The organism is Pseudoalteromonas sp. OOF1S-7 (genome assembly GCF_022347765.1).
Classification (GTDB): domain Bacteria; phylum Pseudomonadota; class Gammaproteobacteria; order Enterobacterales; family Alteromonadaceae; genus Pseudoalteromonas.
In genome coordinates this window covers 74,245-94,320 of record NZ_JAKRFZ010000011.1, presented here as the reverse complement: position 1 = coordinate 94,320, position 20,076 = coordinate 74,245, and the positions used below count along the sequence as shown (strand labels likewise).

General features: G+C 49.5%; 12 protein-coding genes. 10 read left to right on the top strand and 2 right to left on the bottom strand.

The genetic code is table 11. The annotated features are described in order from the left end of the window. Positions 1 to 131: 131 nt before the first annotated feature. The 7 genes from MHN33_RS15995 (at position 132) to MHN33_RS15965 (ending at position 13,270) form a co-directional block, all read left to right on the top strand. On the top strand, positions 132 to 3,614 hold the full coding sequence (locus MHN33_RS15995) for an ATP-binding protein (RefSeq protein WP_239399239.1): 3,483 nt from the start codon (positions 132 to 134) through the stop codon (positions 3,612 to 3,614). 80 nt (positions 3,615 to 3,694) lie between these two features. Further along, on the top strand, positions 3,695 to 6,421 hold the full coding sequence (locus tag MHN33_RS15990) for a CHASE domain-containing protein (protein ID WP_239399391.1): 2,727 nt from the start codon (positions 3,695 to 3,697) through the stop codon (positions 6,419 to 6,421). 102 nt (positions 6,422 to 6,523) lie between these two features. Then, positions 6,524 to 7,453, top strand: a complete 930-nt coding sequence (locus tag MHN33_RS15985; protein WP_239399237.1) for a diguanylate cyclase — start codon at positions 6,524 to 6,526, stop codon at positions 7,451 to 7,453. Positions 7,454 to 7,552: 99 nt separating this feature from the next. After that, a complete protein-coding gene (gene hrpB, locus MHN33_RS15980) occupies positions 7,553 to 9,997 on the top strand; it encodes an ATP-dependent helicase HrpB (protein ID WP_239399235.1) in 2,445 nt (814 codons plus the stop codon). Positions 9,998 to 10,217: 220 nt separating this feature from the next. Continuing rightward, positions 10,218 to 11,876: a sensor domain-containing diguanylate cyclase gene (locus tag MHN33_RS24065; RefSeq protein WP_239399233.1), complete on the top strand. Its 1,659-nt coding sequence runs from the start codon at positions 10,218 to 10,220 to the stop codon at positions 11,874 to 11,876. Between the two features lie 299 nt (positions 11,877 to 12,175). After that, positions 12,176 to 12,352: a hypothetical protein gene (locus tag MHN33_RS15970; RefSeq protein WP_239399231.1), complete on the top strand. Its 177-nt coding sequence runs from the start codon at positions 12,176 to 12,178 to the stop codon at positions 12,350 to 12,352. A 579-nt stretch (positions 12,353 to 12,931) separates the two neighbouring features. Further along, entirely contained in the window at positions 12,932 to 13,270 is a 339-nt protein-coding gene (locus MHN33_RS15965) for a hypothetical protein (RefSeq protein WP_239399229.1), read from the top strand. A 54-nt stretch (positions 13,271 to 13,324) separates the two neighbouring features. Here the strand turns inward: MHN33_RS15965 and MHN33_RS15960 are convergent, their stop codons facing one another. Next, complete coding sequence (locus tag MHN33_RS15960) at positions 13,325 to 15,037, bottom strand: alkaline phosphatase D family protein (protein WP_239399227.1); 1,713 nt, start codon at positions 15,035 to 15,037, stop codon at positions 13,325 to 13,327. A gap of 525 nt (positions 15,038 to 15,562) precedes the next feature. On the opposite strand from MHN33_RS15960, the gene MHN33_RS15955 reads away from it, so the two are divergent. Together MHN33_RS15955 and MHN33_RS24060 are read left to right on the top strand one after the other, a co-directional pair. Beyond that, positions 15,563 to 15,709 (top strand): hypothetical protein, encoded by a 147-nt coding sequence (locus MHN33_RS15955; RefSeq protein WP_156158677.1) that lies wholly within the window; start codon positions 15,563 to 15,565, stop codon positions 15,707 to 15,709. Positions 15,710 to 16,167: 458 nt separating this feature from the next. After that, positions 16,168 to 18,474, top strand: a complete 2,307-nt coding sequence (locus MHN33_RS24060; protein WP_239399225.1) for a methyl-accepting chemotaxis protein — start codon at positions 16,168 to 16,170, stop codon at positions 18,472 to 18,474. A gap of 11 nt (positions 18,475 to 18,485) precedes the next feature. Here MHN33_RS24060 and MHN33_RS15945 read toward each other — a convergent pair whose 3' ends face one another. Beyond that, complete coding sequence (locus MHN33_RS15945; RefSeq protein WP_239399223.1) at positions 18,486 to 19,199, bottom strand: SOS response-associated peptidase family protein; 714 nt, start codon at positions 19,197 to 19,199, stop codon at positions 18,486 to 18,488. A gap of 180 nt (positions 19,200 to 19,379) precedes the next feature. Here MHN33_RS15945 and imuA point away from each other — a divergent pair, with 180 nt between their 5' ends. Continuing rightward, a complete protein-coding gene (gene imuA, locus MHN33_RS15940) occupies positions 19,380 to 20,072 on the top strand; it encodes a translesion DNA synthesis-associated protein ImuA (RefSeq protein ID WP_239399221.1) in 693 nt (230 codons plus the stop codon). Positions 20,073 to 20,076 lie beyond the last annotated feature (4 nt).

The following is a 20,076-nucleotide window of genomic DNA, read 5'->3' as shown; positions in this document are numbered from 1 at the left end:
ATAGTGTTAGAGTAACAGCTATTTTAACCGTTTTTATCAGTCAATGGCCTGCTTGTTAGGGCGTTTGACCAAGCTGACATCAGTAACACACCATTAAAAAACACCCTGTGTACAGGGGTAAAGGGTATACTATGATAAGGATCCTGTCGGCAAAACAAGATAAGTCAACGCGCTGGTTTGCGGGCGTGTTCAGCGTATTTTTACTCCTGCTGATTGCGCTGGCTTTGTTTTTCTTTGAGCATAAACTACAAAATGAAGTGAAGTTTGAAGTCACAAGCCAGCTGAAGAAAAACACAGCGAGTATTGCCGAACAATTCGAGCGGCGCTACCGGGCAGATTTAAGCTATCTGCACTTTCTTAAAGATACGCCGCCTTTTCCCGGGATTGCCCGCGCACTGAAAAACAATGGCGTTGACCCCAAGGACAACCAACCTATTGCGCTGTGGAAAACACGTATCGCCACCATTTTTAAATCCCTCATTCATAATAACTCGCAGTTACTGCAGCTGCGGATCATCATGCCAGATGGCCGGGAGTTTGTCCGGGTAGACCGGCGGCGGGGCAAGGTGGAGCGGATCTCCGAGGCCAAGCTGCAAGACAAATCACACAAAGACTATGTGCAGGAAACCCTGGACCTGGCGGAGGAAATGCTCTTTGCGTCGCGGGTTTCTCTGAATTTTGAAAATAATAAAGTGCAACGTCCGTTTACCCCTGTGTTGCGCATTGCCATGCCATTATTCGATACAGACAATGACCTGTTTGGCTTGCTGGTACTTAACTCCAGTGCCCGACAGTTGATTGATTTGCTGGAGAGTGACAGCGCAGAGTATTACCTGACCGATCATCAGGGGCATTATATTTATGGCCCGGAGTCGCTGTTTCATTTTACCCGGGACCTGGCAAAACCCCGGTTGTTTGATGATGACTTTCAATTACACAGCACAGCAGAGGGCCGCGTTGACGGGGCGATTAAGCATGGCTCTCAGTTGATGCAGGTCGCGATACAGCAGGAGCTTAACAGTGGCTATCAGGGACCCGGGCATGAAATGTTTATTACTGCCATTGCGCTGCCCCAAAAGGCTGCAGCACTGCTTAATGAGCGGCGCGTATCGAGTTATATGTTACTGGCGGTGGTGACTTTGGTGCTACTGCTGTTTATGGGGGGCATTGTGCTGTTTTACCGTAACCGTGAACGGTATCAGGAAGATAAAGCTGTGTACGAGTCGATCATTGATGGGGCGGATGAGCCGATTGTCAGCTTTGATACTCAGCTCAACGTACAAACTTACAACAGTGCGTCTTTATTGATATTTCCCAGCCTGGCGGCCAGTGAGCGTCAGCATAAAATTACTGATCTGGTCGCGTTGCCCATGGATCGCCTGCAAGAGGCGGTGGCGTATTTTAAACACGAAGATGGCCCAAAAGACACCGACTGGTACGAAAGTTACACGCTGCAGGACCAGACCCGACATGTTAATTTTACCGTTTCACCTGTGCGTGGCCCGGATAACCAGTTGGTTGGGATCACCTTATTTGGCCGTGACACAACCAAAGAAAAGCTCAGTGAACAGCAGGTTAAGAGTGCCAATGAAGGGCTGGAGCGTTTGGTGCAGGAGCGCACCGGGGAGCTGGAGGCAGAAAAGGCCAAGGCGGTGAAAGCCTCTGCGGTTAAAAGTGCGTTTATTTCTACCATTAGCCATGAAATGCGCACGCCGCTGAACGGGATACTGGGCACACTGAATCTGATCCGCCGTGAGCCTCTGACCAAGAAACAGCTCTCTTACCTGGAAATGACCGAAACCAGCTCGTCAACCCTTGCCTCTTTAATTAACGATATCCTTGATTTATCTAAAATTGAGGCAGGCAAGCTGGAGCTGGAGCAGGAGCCGCTGAACCCCATCTCAGTGGTGGAGCATGTCGTAACGTCTATTTCTTTAAAAGCGTATGAGAAACAACTGAGTCTGGTGGTGGATGTAACAGACATCGAGTTCATTGAGCTGGTGGGGGATGCCGGGCGGATCAAGCAGGTGGTTTTTAATCTGGTGAGCAATGCCATTAAGTTTACCAGTAAGGGGGGGATCTGCGTGCGTGGCCAGACTACACAGGAGGCGGGCAAAATTTTTCTCAGTATAACGGTGGAAGATACCGGAGTCGGGATTGATAAAAACAACCACCATAAGATTTTCTCTGCCTTTACTCAGGAAGACAGCGGCATCAGTGCTGAATTTGGTGGCACCGGGCTGGGTCTGTCAATCTGCAAGAATCTCTGCGAATTGATGGGCGGGGAGATTGGCTTTGAGTCGCAAAAAAACATTGGCAGCAAATTTTACTTTACTTTGCCGTTTGCACTGGATACGGCTAAGGCCAAGCCTCATGAACAAACCCTGGAAGGCCAGAGCTTTGAACTACATGTGGGTGACACCCGTGAGCGTAGCTATTTATCACATGTTATCAGTAAGTACGGTGGCACCGTGGTGGAGCGCGACGGCGAGTTCCTGGTGGTGGATCATGACAACCCCCACATTGAGACACTGACTGAGTCGCCAATGTATGAACGCACCATAGTGCTGTACAGCGAATTTACCCACCAAAGTGTTGCGCAGGGCTTCTTGGCTAAGCTGGTTAAGCCTATCCGCCTGGGGGCGTTTTTATCGGTCTTTGATCAGGATGCAATTGCTAAAATGCTGAAAAATCAGCATCAAGTGCTGGTGCCCAGCATACAATGCACGGAACACAATGACTTGGGTGGCGCAACCGTGATGATTGTTGACGATAATCAGATTAACCGGGAAGTGGCCCGCGGCATTCTTCAGGGGATCCATGCCAATGTTGTGAGCTATCAGTCGGGTCATGAGGCACTGAGTGCCTTACTGAACTTTGAAAAAAACAGCCAGCCGGTGTTTGCCGTTTTAATGGATTGCAATATGCCAACGATGGACGGTTACCAGGCCACGCGCTTGATCCGCGAAGGTAAAGGAGGCGAGTCTTTCCGCCACCTTCCGGTTATTGCGATGACGGCCAATGCGATGTCGGGGGAGCGGGAACGGTGTCTGGCGGCGGGAATGGACGACTATGTGACTAAACCGATACAACCCAAGCTGCTGTTTGATGTGCTATCCAAATTTAAATCCTATCAGCAGCCGGATAAGCCCCATCTCACCCCTCACGCTGGCAATCCCTCTTCGCAAGTCGCGACAGAGCACAGAACGCTTGCAGAAGTTGAACAGGTGTCAGGGCTTTCCGGCGAAGTGCTTGATATTGATGGCACCATTGCACGGTTGCAGGGAGACTCAGAGTTGTATCTGCAAATTTGTATGCTGTTTTATAACAAAGCACCGCAGAAGCTGTTATCTCTGAAAGAGCAGTGCAACAAGCAAGCCCACGCTCAGGTTAAGCAGATCAGTCACGCATTACGGGGGCAAAGTGGTGATATTGGCGCGCAGCGGCTGACTCAGTTGCTGGCAAAACTGGAAGAGGGCGCTGGTCGTGAAGACGGTGCTGACTATAGCGTGCTGATCGAAAGTATTGAAGCGCAGTATCTGGTACTTGAGCAGGTATTGCAGGATGAGGTGTTTAACACTTCATCTGCATCCAAACAAAGCAATGAGAGTTAATGGATTATGAAGCGCGCGCAGCGTAACGGTCACCATCTGCTATCGACCACACATGAGGCCGGAATAAGGTGAATGACGTGATGACCCAGCAGGAAACACCACTAAGGAAAAACAGACCATTGTGGCAACTTATCTGGCCTTTATTGCTGGTGATGGGGCTGGGTGCCTTAGGTGGCTGGTATAGTCATCAGTCGCATTTAGAGCGCATTGATATGCGAATAAAAAGTGCCATGACGTCAGATCTGTCCCGGCTCACGCAGGCCGTGGAAGAACGGATGGCTTTGTACCGCTACGGGCTGGCGGGCCTGCGAGGTGCTATTCAGACCGTGGGCGTTGAGCACTTTAATTACCAGCGCATGCAGCGTTACACTGGCACCCGTTACCATGAGCAGGAGTTTCCCGGTGCCCGGGGGTTTGGCTTTATTCGCTTTGTGCCCTTTGATGATAAAGCGGCGTTTGTTCAGGATGCGCGCCAGCAACGACCCGACAAGCAATTTAATATTAAGCAACTGATGCCACATGCGCAAAGCCTGTATGTGATCCAGTTTATTGAGCCAGAGTCGCGCAATAAGCAGGCGGTAGGGTTGGATATTGGCTCCGAAGCCATGCGCCGGGTTGCGGCAACCAATGCTGCCCGAAATGCCGAAGTGATGCTGACAGCGCCGCTCACCTTAGTGCAGGCCAATCAAAAAGTGCAGCATGGTTTTTTAATTCTAATGCCTGTTTATGCACAAGGTACAACGCCAGACACCCCCACAGAGCGCATGGCGCAACTTGCCGGCTGGAGTTACAGCCCGATCCTCATTGATGAGGTACTGGGTTCTATCAAAGGCATCAAACGTAATCTGGTTTTGAATGTCAGAGACATTGACCGCCACGCCAGCACTTTGTTCTTCCGCCGTGGTGAGACTCAGGCACAGCTGAGTCGGTATCGGGTGCACAGTATAAGCCAGCTGTATGGCCGAACCTGGCGAATAGAGCTTAGTCCCACCATCAGTTACATCGAGGCATTGGGTTTACCCAGTCCCTACCGGGCATTGCGCGAGGCGGTGATGATCACACTGGCATTAATGCTGGTGGTATTTTGCGTGCAGTTGTTGATATTGCGTGCTCATCAGTCTAAAGCACACCAGCTGGACTTGTCCGAGACCCGGGAAAAAGCCTTGTCGGAAGCCAATGCGGTATTGGAGCATAAGGTTCTGACCCGCACTGCTGAAATAGAGCGGGTCGGTGTCCTGCAGCGCAGCATTTTGGAAAGTGCCACCTATTCGGTGATAGCCACCGATGTGCAGGGAGTGATCACGGTATTTAACCCTGCGGCAGAAAGACTGCTGGGCTATACAGCGGAAGAAATGGTCGGCAAACTCACCCCTGCGGTGTTCCATCTGGAGTTAGAGGTGGCGCAGCGTGCAGAAGAGCTTACCCGGGAGCTGGGTTATCCTGTTGAGCCAGGGTTTGAAGCCTTTGTGGCAAAGGCGCGTCATGGCAAAAATGATATCAATAATTGGACCTATGTTAAAAAGTGCGCGCAATTGACGCCGGTACGTCTGAGTGTGTCACGCTTACAGGACAACTACGGCCAGCTGGTGGGCTTTTTGGGCGTGGCTTACGATTTGACCGAACAGCTGGAGCACGAGCAGGCACTGGCAGAAGCCAAGCGGGTGGCTGAGCAGGCAACCAAGGCCAAATCAGAGTTTCTGGCTAATATGAGCCACGAAATCCGAACGCCCATGAATGGCCTGTATGGTACCTTGCAGCTACTGAATGAGGAACCTTTGTCGGACAATGCCCGAGAGTATCTGGATAAAGCCACTTACTCGGCAAAAGCCCTAATTACCATTATCAACGATATCCTGGATTTTTCTAAGATAGAGGCGGGCAAGCTGTCTTTGGAGGTTAGGCCGTTTAATCTGACCGAGCTTGTCAGCCATATCCAGGCGGACTTGCAACCGGTCGCGGCTCAAAAAGGGATCTATTTGTCGATTACCGGCCACTTTGATCATGCCAGCTGGCAAGGGGATGCTGTCAGGATCCGGCAGATACTTTTAAATTTGCTCTCTAATGCCATTAAGTTTACGCAAAGAGGTGGAGTAGACCTGGAAATAGAAGAAGTGCAGGGTGAACCGGGGGTGGTTTTTACCGTGCGTGATACCGGCGTAGGTATTGGCAAAGAGGCACTAGAGCGGCTGTTTCAGCGCTTTGAGCAGGCCGATAAATCCACTACCCGCAGGTTTGGCGGGACCGGGCTTGGGCTGTCCATCACCCACTCTTTAGTTGAATTGATGGCAGGTACCATTGATGTACAAAGTATGGAAAACGTAGGCAGTGTATTTACTGTGTACCTGCCGCTGGAGAAAAGTGAGCTGGCTCAGGCTGAAATGCACGAAGAATGGGAAGAAAGCCCGGATTTACGCGGTGTACGCGTGTTAGTTGCGGAGGATAATGAGATTAATCAGCTGGTGATCCGCGCGTTGCTGGATAAATGCAATGTGCAAGTCGCAATGGTGAGCAATGGCAAAGAAGCGGTGAATCAGGTAACACGTCAATGTCCTGACTTTGTGTTGATGGACATTCAGATGCCGGTAATGGATGGCGTTGAGGCCTGTAAGCTGATAAAACAGCAGCATCCGACATTGCCAGTAATAGCCCTGACTGCTAATGTGTTAACCGAAGACAGGCAAAAATATCAGCATGCAGGCTTTGATGGCTATATTGCCAAGCCAATTGAGCAAAAAGTGCTTTGGCAGGTGATTACTGAGCATGCGCCCAGGCGACCCAACATGCTGGGTCGATTGAAATCGATATAATTGGCTATGATAGAAATACCCTCGTTAATTAACTCAGGCTGTTAAACCTGTCTTAGTACGGGTGTAGAGTGGTAGAACCCAGGGTAAACGGGATGGAATTCGATGTTTGAAATTGTACACAGTATCGAGAGCTGTACGGTATTGGTTGTTGACGATGCAAAGGTGATCCGCAAGCTGATCAGTGCGATCTTAAAGCCTGTTTGCCGCACGGTGAGTTTTGAAAGCGCGGAAACTGCGCTAAAGGTGTGCCATAAAATTAAGCCCGACTTAATCATTATGGACATCAACCTGGAGGGAATGTCCGGGCTTCAGGCGTGCGAAAAAATTAAATCACAACCTGAGCTCGCTGATATTCCGCTGATTTTTATTACTTCAAGCCAGGAGCCTAAGGTTCAGGAAAAGTGCTGGGATGCTGGGGCAGTGGACTTCATTGAGAAGCCTTTGGTTGCCAGTACGCTGGTTAAACGGATCACCACCCACCTCAAATACAAAGTACAGGCCGATATCCTCACTAACCAGTCCTTTGTTGATGGCCTGACGGAGATATATAACCGGCGCTTTTTCGATATCGAAATTGACCGGCTATTAAAGGACAGTATGCGACGCCGCATACCGTTGGCACTGCTGCTTATTGATATCGATTTCTTTAAAAAATTCAATGACAGTCTTGGTCATCTGGAAGGCGATCAGGCTCTGAAAAGTGTCACCCGGCAAGTGTCTTTATGCGCCAGGCGTCCGGTCGATCTGGTCTGCCGTTATGGTGGCGAGGAAATCGCCGTGTTGTTACCCGATACATCCATTCACAGCGCTCAGCAGTTTGCAAGTGACATAGTGAAAAGTGTCGCTGACTTAGCCATTACCCACCCTGTGTCGCCCCACAAACATGTCACGGTCAGCATAGGCTTGTCCTGTACTGGCAGTAGCAAAGCCACAACACCGGCGAAGCTTATAGCACAAGCCGATGATGCTTTGTATCATGCCAAAGAATCTGGACGTAACCAGTACCAGGCCTGTATTGCGGTAGCATCGTAAGTAGCTTCCTGAAGAACAGAGCAGTGTCGTGCCAGTAGTCACTTAATTGCCCGGATTAGTATAAACTAGCCCTATATTGGATTTAACACAGCAGTAAAAATGACCACAGCGCTACCCATTCAGGCCGTCTATAATGAACTTGTCTCGCAATTAACCACGCAACCTCGTGTTTTGTTACAGGCGCCGCCGGGCGCCGGTAAGTCTACCTGGCTGCCGCTACAGCTGATGCTGGATGGGCACTTTAAACGCATTATCATGCTTGAGCCAAGACGCCTTGCGGCGCGCAATATTGCCAGCTTTTTAGCGGCGCAACTGGGAGAGGCCGTTGGTGAGCGGGTGGGGCTGCGGATCCGCCAGGAAGTCAAAGTGTCCGCTCGCACTCAGCTTGAGATTGTTACTGAAGGCACATTAACGCGTTTACTTCAGGCAGATCCTGAACTGGAAGGGGTTGATTTACTGATTTTTGATGAGTTTCACGAGCGTTCTTTGGCGGCAGATACGGCGTTGGCTTTTGCACTGGAATCGCAACAGGCATTACGTGATGATTTACATATACTGGTGATGTCGGCGACGTTGGACAGTGCGCGGTATCAGCAATTTTTGGCATGCCCTTTAGTGCGCTCAGATGGACGCAGCTTTGCGATTGATGAAATATATGTTCCGCTAAAGGAGGAAAGCCGCTGGCTGGAGCAAATCCCGGCAATGATCCGTCAGGCATTACACGAGCAAACTGGCAGCATACTGGTATTTTTACCCGGCCAGAAAGAAATTCGTTATGTATCAGATGCCCTGCGAGACACCCTTTCATCTAACCCGGATCTGATTTTGGCTACGCTATCTGGCGATCAGGACAAACAAGCCCAGCAGGCGGCGATTGAGCCCCCACCTGCTGGTATGCGCAAAGTAGTGCTGACCACTAACGTTGCTGAAACCTCCCTGACCATAGAAGGGATCCGTATTGTTGTAGACAGCGGGAAGCGACGCGTTGCACAGTATAATTTGCGCACCGGTGTAAGCGAGCTGGTGACGCAGTCTATTTCGCGTAGTTCTGCGGTACAGCGCGCCGGGCGGGCGGGCCGCATCGAGGCTGGGGTGGTATATCGGCTGGGCAGCAAGGCCGTGTTCGAACGCCGTGATGGCCATGATCGCCCGGATATATTGTGCAGCGATCTGAGTGGTTTGATGCTGGAAGCGAAAGTCTGGGGCAGCGAGGTACATGAACTGGCGCTGCTGGATACACCGACTGAAGCTCAGTTGTCTAAGGCTCGGGCATTACTGCACAGTTTAGAGCTGATTGATGACCGTGATCGGGTAACAGGGTTGGGTAAGCAGGTTCAATCACTGGGAGCAGACCCCAGATACGGACATATGCTATTAAAGTCTAAAGCACTTGAAACAGACTATCCGGGGATAACGCGGCTAGGCTGCTATGTGATTGCACTGTTAGAGAGCCGACTATCAGTACCTGCTGAGCTGAGTATTGCCCTGCACCAGCAGGCAGCAAAACCTCACGGTGCGTTTCGTCAACAGTTAGCATACTGGCTGCGTCGTGCTCAGCTTCAGCAAACGAGAGAAGAGCTTGCAATTGAGCACCTGCCAATCGTCATTGCGCTGGCGTTCCCGGATCGTCTTGCCAGGCGGCGTGGGCAGGGCTGGGTGTTGGCCAACGGTGCCGGCGTGAATGCGCACAAAGCATACTGGCTGGATGCCAGCTACCTGGCGATTGCCGAGCTGGGTGGTCACAAAGGTCAGCAGATCTTCAGTGCCACGGCTTTTGAGCCCAGGCAATTGCAAGCGGCTTTGCCATACCTGTTCAGGGAGCGAAATGTGTGTGAATTCGAGCAAAAATCGGGGCAGTTTATTCATGAACAACGGACTTATCTTGGACACTGGGTCTACATGGCAAAGCCTGCGCCGGGTACGCTAGACACTGCATTGCGTACTCAGGCCTGGTTAACCCTGATACATCAGCAAGGTTTGGCGATCTTCAATAGTTACGCAGATTGTCAGGATTTGCTGACCCGCATGGCATTGGCGCAGCAGTTTTACCCGCAGGAATTTAGTGACACGTATGAAACCAGTTTACTGGCGCGTCTGGAAACCTGGCTGGGACCTTATCTGAATGATATCAAGCAATTGCCGCAACTGAAAAAGCTCGATCTCCATACGGCTTTGCTCAGTTCGTTGGAGTGGGCGCAACAGCAACGCCTGAAAGTATTACTGCCACAGCGTATTACAGTACCCAGTGGGTCAAGTATACGTGTTCAGTATCAGCTGGATGGGCCGGCGCGTTTGTCAGTGCGCATGCAAGAAGTATATGGTATGAGCCAAAGCCCGGTGTTGTGTGAGGGGCGTTTACCTGTGCTCATGGAGTTACTCTCTCCGGCACAGCGACCTTTGCAACTGACCCAGGATCTGGCGCACTTCTGGCAGTCCAGCTATCGTGAAGTACAAAAAGAGATGAAAGGGCGCTATCCTAAGCATTTCTGGCCAGACGATCCGGCCATGGCTCAGGCCACTAATCGGGTAAAGAGTAGAATGTAAGTTTAATTTTGATATCAGCAGTGTACCCTGCCATGCAGGGGGCCAGAGCCAGGCACAGGTGTTATGTACTTGTGCTGAAGCCGGATATTGTCCACCACAATGACATGGTATATCCATGCCGATACTTCTTTCGTTTACGTTATTGCATTGTTGCTTTGCTCGCAATGTGTGAGGCCTGTGCTATTCTGAATAGATAAATTAAGCTGTGTGACGCGCGCATGTGAAGTTAAAACACTTGCTTATCGCAACCTTTATTTTGGTGACGGCACTGCCTTTGTTTATCGGGCTGTATTCTCTTAATAGCTACACAGGGGTTCAGTATCGGGAGCAGGTAAAGTCTAACCTGAGCGCGATTTCTCAAATCGCCAAACTGCGGATCCTCGCCGGAGTTGAGCGGGCAAATGATAATGTGGCACAAATCGCCAGCAGAACTCAATTGCGCCGCTCGCTGGCGCTGTGGAACAGCACGCACGAAGCACGGCACCGGGAGCAGATCATCCGGATCATCAATGATGCTGCTATCGACAGATCTTATCTTAAAAGCATTGGGGTGTTTGACCACCAGGGCCAGTTTGTAGCGGCAACGCACGGGTTTGAAAAGCTCGACAGTCTGGCGTCTGCGCAATTTGAAGATCGCCCCATCCGTCTGGAGCAACATGATGAGACGGTGCAACTGAGCCGGGTGGCCCCCTTATTGCTGGACGGGCGGTTGACGGGTTATGTTAAAGTTGACTTTTCGACCCAGTTTCTCAACCAGCTGGTGAGAGATCGCACAGGTCTGGGTCAGAGTGGGGAGTGGCTGGTTGCAATACAGAACAACGATGGTAATGCCTTGTTCGCAACACCTTTGAAGTACGACCCTAAAGCCGCATTTACACGCACTGTGGCTTTTACCGAAGATACAGTGCCCATCATACAGGCCTTGTCTGGCAATGAGTTGGTGCTTGAGCAGTCTCCTGATTACCGGGGTGTACCTGTGCTGGCGTCAACACGTTATATTGACCAGCTAGACTGGGGGCTGGTGGCTAAAATAGATGAAAGTGAAGTGAATGCGATGGTGCACGCCAATCGTTCAGTCATCTATGCCGCTGAACTGGGAATTGTATTGATGGCCGTGATTGTCGGAGTTGGACTATCAATATACATTTCACAGCCCATAGAGAATCTCAAGACTTATATAGAAAAAGTGACCCATGAGGGTGATTTAAGCGATCCTCCCAGAGTGACGCGTGGCTGGCAGGAAGTTCGCGAGTTGACAGCACATTTTAGCTACATGATGCATACACTCAGGACATTGAATGAAAACTTGCAGGAAAAAATTGAAGAGCGTACCGCTGAGCTAACAAAAGCGAATGCGTTGCTGGAAAAAACGGCCAACCAGGATCCACTGACGAATCTGTTTAACCGACGTTTTTTCACTCTACGTTTTGAACAGGAGCTGGATCGCTCATCTCGTTACGGATGTCTGTTTGCGCTGGTTCTGATTGATATTGATTATTTTAAGCAGATCAATGATAAGTGGGGCCATGATATGGGCGACGAAGTACTCAAAGAGGTCGCACGGTTTTTACTGGCGTCCAGCCGTAGCTCAGATTTGGTTGCGCGTATTGGTGGCGAAGAGTTTTGTATTTTGATCCCAGAGTGCGAGCAAGATAAAGTCATTGTTTATCTTGAACGTTTGCGCTGCGACCTGACGGAATTAAACTTTACTGCCAAAGAGACCCTGTTTACAGTCTCAGCCAGTTTTGGCGTGGCATTTTATCAGCCTGGCATGCTAAGTGGTAAAGTGCTTTTAAAACAAGCGGATGAAGCGTTGTACGATGCAAAGAACGCAGGTCGGAACCGAGTATGTATTTATCAGGGGCAATTCCACACTTAACTGGCACTTAGTGCACAGTGGCTGAAAAATCACGGTTGGCACGCCTTAAAATTGCACCACAAATGCTTGTTATTTAAACATTTGATTGTAATTTGCCGCAATATATTTTATAACCATGCCTTTCATATTAATATTTTCATGGTAACTTAGGGATGGGTGTATCTGTAAAACAAGTCTGGTCATAGTTAGTTTGGTTGCACTTTTGTTAAATTGAGGTTGAGTGTTTGGCTCTGCTTGTTTAACATGGTTATAGCAAGTGGCTGGGCTGTTCTATCCAATGAAAAATAAGGAAAAAAACCATGAAAGCTACTACAAAACAAATTGGTCGCCGCTTAAGTGTGAAATCGAAGAAACTCAAACAACTAAACGGTTTTAGCCTACCGCATGAGAAACTTGCTGAGGTTTTTGGCGGTGGCAGTACCGGTGATGGAGATCAACCAAAGCAGATGCGTATCTTGAGCGCTGATTACTGCTAGTACGGGGACTTTAATAGGACTAAACATGAGTGAGTTTTATCTAGTAACCGGGTGGGCTCTGCGGTTATTACAACTGATGGTTGTGGTGTACTTGCTATATTATTTTAAACAGCACAGGTTCAGCTTGTTCTTTGGTGGCAGTGCCTCGTTGAAAACGCCTGAAGACCATAAACTACATTCATGTTTTTTAACGGCAGTCGCTTGCCTGACCTTTTACATAATAAGTAGTCAGTTAGCTGGCTTTATCTTGTTGTCTGAAATGGAAAGGCTCGCAAAAATTAAAATATATTATTTTACCTTAGTGTGTACCGGTACGTCATTCGCGGTCACCTTATATTTGCTACATGTAATCAGGGGATGCCTGTTTTTCTCGGCTGCACGATACTCTATCTACTTGGTTCTTTTCCTCGTACTACTTAACGCAGCTCAGTTGATGTTGCGTGGTTACTTTAATAATGACTTACTGTTCAAAGTGTATGGCCCAGCCACCATTGTGACGAACCTGCTAGAGTGGCTGATAGTTGCTAAGTATCCATTTTATAAATTTATGGAATCCCGTATCCGTCAGGAGGCGTAATTATGTTGTTAGTCCTTGCTTGTTTGGCGATATTTCTAGTTGTGGGGATCGCGATTGGAGTGTGTATTAAGGGTACTAAATTGCACACACCTGAGCAAAAAGTGCAGGATTTTTTTATGCGCTTTCGTGCTGAAGAAGACACTAAGCAAGAACTGTACGATACTGCCTATCGGATAGTGATGGACTTGGGTGAAGCGCTGGATGAAGAGGATATTATTGCCCAGTGTGATGCGGTGCGCAGCGCCCATGACAGGGCGCGTGCCTTCAGAGCCAGGGCAACGGACCAGCCTATACCTGAACCCACCAGAGCCCCCGGGCAGGGCCTCAAGGTCGTCAAATAGTCGGCTCAGTAAGCTGACCTGCAAAGGCAGATCAGCATTATATTATCACCTTGATTAGAAAGTAATAACGGTCGATACGGCTTCTTCCTCTGCCGTTTCTATCGACATCTTAATTGTCCGTTTTTGCCAGTCTATATCCAGCATGCCATAGTTACTGCCAGACTGATTGATCAAGTGGCGATTGCTGGTGGTCAGGCTCGCGATGTCTTTACTGACGACACCAACCTGGCCTGTCGGGATGGTTGCGCCGCTGGCAGCACAGTTACCCCATTCACCTTTTATCCCATTACCATGTTCATCAACTTCGGTGTAACACCAGGGCTTGTCATGATCCTTAGTAATACACCCCTGATAAGTCACCGCGGCATATTTAGCGGGGAATTGACATTGTTTGGTGTAGTTACCATCGCCCTGGGTATCGGCATAGACAGGTAAGCGCAGCGGATTGTCGATATGATAGGGCCAGTTCTGACCAAATCCTGAGGCGGTTACTTCGTAAACTCTGGCCATTTTGCCATGCTCGTTACTCGCGGGAATATCCTTTTGTAGCAGCTCACCCCAATGCTGATCGCCAGATAAGAAAATCACGGCTCTGGTGTTACCTGCATTGATTGACTTTTGTACTAGTCTTAACAGGCGTTCACGCTCCAGGGGGACTTCCGCCCAGGACTCGTAGCTGGTACCGGACATACCGGATTCTTGCAGGTTACTCAGCGCCTGCTCGAACTTTTTGCCATCGCCATAAGCACAGTAACTGCTTCGGCTACGGCCCTGATATAAGGGAGGTAAAACCTGGATCCCACTGGCAATCAATTTAATCTCTGATGGCTTATTAAGCTCTTTTTCCAGCCATTGCCACTGCTCTTCACCCAAAATCGTAGTGGCGTTTCCTTCGCAGGTGCCATAATTGCTAAAGGTCGGAGAGCGAAAGTAGCGGGCATCCAGTGTGATCACATGCGTTTGCTCGCCTTTTTGTCCCAACATTTTCGCCTCGTAAATTCCGGCACGACCATTGAGTCTGGGGTCGTCTGCCGGGGCATCAAAGTGGCGTAAGTACTCCTGCTGACTCTCAGCGCGTTTCGGGTAGTGTTTGCCGTCATTGTTACGGCCAAAGTCGTGGTCATCCCAGGTTGCCATGACCGGGACTTTGGCAGCCAGAAACTTTTGATAGTCTGAGTTGCGCTTTTTATCATCGTATTTTTGGCGCATAGTGCTCATGTCTGTGGTGTCTGCGTAAATATTGTCACCCAGCCAGAAAAACAAATCCGGTTTATGGCCTATCAGACGTGTAAGCGCAGCGGGCATGTCTCCTTTGGTTTTAAAGCAGGAGCCCAGCGCTATGCGGTCCAGGCGTTTACCTGGCTGTGGGTGGGTGTGACTCAGCAAAGGTTCAGGCGTTTGTGTCGCACACTCTTCCCAGCTCCCTTGCTCGTCGACATAACACCATGGAGCACTGTGGTTACGTGTAGAGCAGCCGTAAAACTGCTCGCCCTGATAGCTGGAAGGAGTCTGACAACTTTTCCCGGTCACTGTGGTAAATGCAGGAATGGTCTCAATCCGGACATTACCCCAGCTGGAACCACCAGTGGTTTGTTTGAGGTAACACCATTGGCTACCCGAGTTATTCTTATCTGTTGTGCCCTGATAACTGGCACCCAGATAGCTGAAAGTGCCCTGGCACTGGTCATAGTGTACCTCCGGAGCACTGAATGCGTGAAAACTGCAAAGTGCGGTGCTGATACTGAGCAATAAGCGTGTTTTGTTCATTATTTTACCTGGCATTAACGCAAGCTGAGCGATACATCGCGCGCATGCGGATCTGATTTGTATTTCCTTTGTTAATTCGACCCAGATTGTCTTTGCAAATTGCAGAGTTTTGATGCTCGGGAAGCCTCTTCCTGCTGAGGAAGGCGTCATTTTAGAGACAAGATGTGAAAGAATGCTTGCAGCTTTATTGCAAAATAAAGTTATCTTGATTGCTGAGTGCGGCTGTTGCGTTTTTTGGTTTATTTGGTGTTTAAAGTGAATTGGTGCTTAATTATAAAGACTGAAACAGTCTGCTAGGCCTTATTATTTGTATGTATTGTGTTGCCATTATTTTTTATTTGTTTGATTTTATTTTGTATGAATATTTTCATTGCTAAAAATGGCTTTATTGAGGTTCTCACTGGGTTAAGCGAGCCGCAAGAGAAGTGATATGAACAGCGGTTCTCGTTTTTACAAATTTCATATTGCAAAGGTGGTTTTTTTGTGATTAAACTGGACCTGATTTTAATAGAAGGAAAACTAGATATGAAACTTGCAGTTAAAAAACAAAAGCTTAAGAACCTAAACGACAGCATGAATATCAATGCTAAGGAAACCATGAAAATCGCCGGTGGTGGTACTGCCACTTCTGCATTGAGCGGTTGTAAAGAAGTACCTTGCCAGCCTCATTAATAGCCCTGCCGATCTGTTTTATTAACTTCCTTTGAATTAAGGGAAAGTAAAACATATCAGAGATACCTATTACTTTTATCGGGTCATTGATATGACCCGATATATTCTTATGCTTCCAGTTCCGTCGGTCCAGCTCGCTTTATTGGTCAAACCAGATTGACATCAAAAACCAATCTTTTATTACTAGTATCAAAGTATTAAAAGGTGTAGGTTAGTCTATGCATTTAAATTATATTAAAACTTTTAATAATAACTAATTCATGTCTCTGGAGCGGCTGTCGTGGAAACCAATCTGCATAGCTTCCCCGGTTATATTGCGACATGGTGTATTAGCCGCTTCTGACCTACCGAATCCTTGTATCCATGTAGAACAACGGGCTTTGGGTCAGAGTTGCTGTGGTATGCATTTGCCGCTCCCCCAGCATGGAGCGGGTTTGCTTTGTACTGTAGGAGTTCACGTGCAATTAAAAAACCGTCTGAGTATTGTAGCTGTTCTACTTGCTGTTATTCCTTTGCTCATTAGTTGCTTTGTTATCGGTTTACTGGCGTATCAGGAAGGAAAAGCGGCCGTAACAAAGGAAATTGAAAACAACCTGGTTTCGCGCCGTAATGCGATGCAAACTCAGGTTGAACGTTATTTTAAAACTATCTCGGATCAAGTGGTGACACTGGCTGGCTCAACGATGATGATCGACGCCAGCCAGGCATTCTCAGATGCATTTGAGCGTTACCCACATGCCGGGGTGGAGAAGCGCGCTTTGAGCCGCTTTTATGAAACTCAGTTTCTTGACCAGTATAAGCAAAAAAATCGTGGCGACAGCCTCAGCGTGAGTACGTTGCTCAGCCGTCTCAGCCCAACGGCACATGCACTGCAAACCCAGTATATTGCCGCCAACCCGAATCCGCTCGGCAGTAAAGATCAGCTACTGGATGCTGGCGATAGCAGTACCTACAGTGCGATACACCGCCGTTATCACAAAGCATTACGTGAGTTTCAGGCGCGCTTTGGCTTTTACGATGTCTTTATTACCAACCCTCAGGGTGACGTAGTGTATTCCGTATTCAAAGAGCTGGACTTTGCCACGTCTCTGATCAGTGGCCCGTTTCGGGGATCGGGTTTGGCACGAGCCTACAAGGCAGCCCGCACTCAACAGGTGCGTGAAGGGCACTTTATCGACTTTAGCCCTTATACACCATCTTACAATGCGGCGGCGGGGTTTATTAGCTCTGCCATCTTGGCCGATGACGGCAGTTTACTTGGCACTTTGATATTTCAACTGCCGGTGGATGAGATTAATCGTATGCTGACGCTGGATGGGCAATGGCATGAACAGGGGCTCGGCGATACTGGCGAACTTTATCTGGTGAATCAGAACAAACTGCTGTTGAACAACAGCCGGTTTTTTGTGGAAGATCCGGGTGCTTTTATTGCCCAGCTCAGATCATTTGATGTCGATAAAAGGATGGTTGATAACATTGAACAGCAGCAATCCACCATCGGCACTTTGCAAATTGACTCGCCGGGTACCCGTGCGGCGCTGGCTGGTCAAAGCGGATTTGCTATTTTTCCTGATTATCGGACGGTTTCGGTAGCGTCGGCCTTTGCGCCGCTAGACATAGAGGGTTTGCACTGGGCCATTATCAGCGAAATTGATGAAAGCGAAGCCTTTGCGATGATTTCACAACTACAGTACTCAGTGCTTCGCTCCTCCGTGTTATTTGTGTCTGTGGCGGCTATCATTGCCAGCCTGGTGGGTTTCTTTGTGGCCAACCGGGTAACGCGGCCTGTGATTGCAGCAAGCAAGGCAATACGGGGTATTGCAGATAACAATGACTTCAGAATGCGTGCGCCCGATGAAGGTGACGATGAGATCCGCGATTTAAGCCGCTCAGTCAACAGTCTGGTTGAGCGGTTACAACAAAACTTTGGCGACTTATTGCACAGTGCCCATACACTCAAAGAAATGTCGTCGGCACTGTCTGAGCGCGTAGCGGGTCTGATTGATGGTGTGAATAAGCAGTCGCTCGACTGTGAGCAATCGGCCACTGCCGGACAGCAAATGCAACAGACAGTGCAAGAAGTTGCAAGCAGTGCACTGAATACCTCAGAGCAGACCCAGCAGGTAAGCTCGTTGACCTGTCAGACCAATCAGCTGGTAGAGCACTGTGCCGAGATCTCGGAGCTGCTGGCAGAAGAAATGGATAAAGTCGGGGGCGTTATGAACGGGCTATCGTCTCAGAGTGAGCAGATAGGCAGTGTACTGGATGTGATCCAGTCCATTGCAGAACAAACCAATTTGCTGGCACTGAATGCGGCCATTGAAGCGGCGCGGGCAGGAGAATCGGGACGCGGTTTTGCGGTCGTGGCAGATGAAGTACGGGGCCTGGCACAGCGCACTCAGCAAGCGACGGAAGAAATTGAACAGATGATCAACGCCCTGCAAAGCGGTGTTGGTGAGGCGCGCCAGTCGGTGCAGCAAAGCCGCGAACGCTCTGTCGACAATGCGCAAACGTCCGAGCGGGCCAAGGATTCATTGATGGAGGTGTCCGGTGCGATTGAACAGATTGTGGCAATGAATACTCAGGTTGCAACCGCAGCGGAAGAGCAGTCGGCGGTGGTTGCACAGATCAGCCAGGCCATCAGTGCCATCAGCGAAGAGGCCAATGGTAACCTGGGACGCAGCCAGGATATTGATGACCGCTCACAGCATCTGGCTAAGCTGGCGGTACAACTGGACGATATTCTGGCCCGTTATCAGGTTTAGTTTTGTCCTGCTTATATCTTGTTACGAGGGGGATCTTTGGTGATGTAAGTGACCTCACTCACAGGATGATACTGGCTGGGTTTGTCTATCTGAACAGCAGCCAGACGCTGGTAGAGGTGCGGGATCAGCAAATGCGTAAAGCGTCCCCCATCGTGCTGTGTGCTGTCCAGCCAGGCGTTGAGTTCAGCAGGATCGGGTGGCAGGATCAGCGGGCTCGCCTTATCGTGATAATGGCGTAGCTTAGGGTGTGGCGGCAGTGTGATCACTGAGCAGGAGTAGTGCTTTTGTCCGCTGTCCGGATGGTGCCATACCTTGTATAACCCGCCCAAACACAAAGCCCCGTCTGCGGCGATAAAGTCGTAATATTGGTACGGCTTGCCCTGTACAAACTGAGTTTCACCAAACCCTTTTACCACGATAATGCAGCGACTGTAATGAAAAGGCCGATAGGCAGCACTGCCTTTGACATGCAGTTTATCGTAGCGGCTGTTAAATGAGGTGTATTTAGACGGCTTAAAGCCCTGCCCGGGTTGCGGGTCCAGCAACAGCCACCAGGTTGCGTTGCTGAGTTGCCGCTGGCCGTTTTCTTCATGGACAATACTAATGCTGTCAGTTGCTTTTTTAAAACGACCAAAGTGCATGCTTGCTCTGGGGTTTGTGATGCCCAGCCCTGTTAAGACCTCAATCACAAAAGGATCATCGGTGATATTTAATCGTCCACACATATTATGCTCCTGTTGTCTTTATCACTTTAGCTGACTTTGCGTGTAACTGCTTGATCTGGATTAACTGTTTGATGCTTCCTTGACGCCTGCAAGAGGCTGCCAGGTGCGTGCCATGCACAGCATGCTTGCACTTTGCTCAACAGTAATTATACTGTATAAATATACAGTTTGAGGTGTGTCATGAGTAATTTAATTGAACTACTACAGCGTCAGGATCTGGTATGGCAGGGCACCGGGCTTGCAGAGCGCCAGCAGCAAGGCGCATTGACAGCAACGGGGTTTGCTGAATTAAACAAACACCTGCAAGGCGGTTTTCCTGCCGTGGGGGTGGTCGACTTACATACTGAACTGGGGATCGGTGAGCTAAGGCTGTTATTGCCCTGCCTGATGCAGCAAAGTGGCCTGACTGCGGTCATTGCGCCGCCGGCACGGCTGAACGCCGATGCATTACAGCGTACAGGCATGGATACCAGTAAATTGCTGGAGATCACACCCGGATGCCCACAGGAAGCACTGTGGGCCGCTGAGCAGTGTCTGAAAAGCGGTGCCTGTAACAGTGTGTTGCTCTGGCATGGTGAGTTACAGGTCCATCAGGTTAAGCGTTTGCAACTGGCGGCTCAGACAGGCGAAGCGTGTTTGTACTTGTTGCGCCATGCACACCATGCTCATGGCACCTTGCCGGTTTCTTTAGGTCTGGGGCTTAGCCCACACGCGCGTGGCCTGAATATCACCGTTAAAAAGCGCAAGGGCGGCTGGGCTCAGTCTCAGTTTGCACTGGACCTGTCATCGCGCTGGCCTGAACTGACCGAATACTTTTACACCCAGCGCAAGGAGATGCCTGAAGCCGCGCGCCAGTATCGTACAGGCAGGTAGTTGC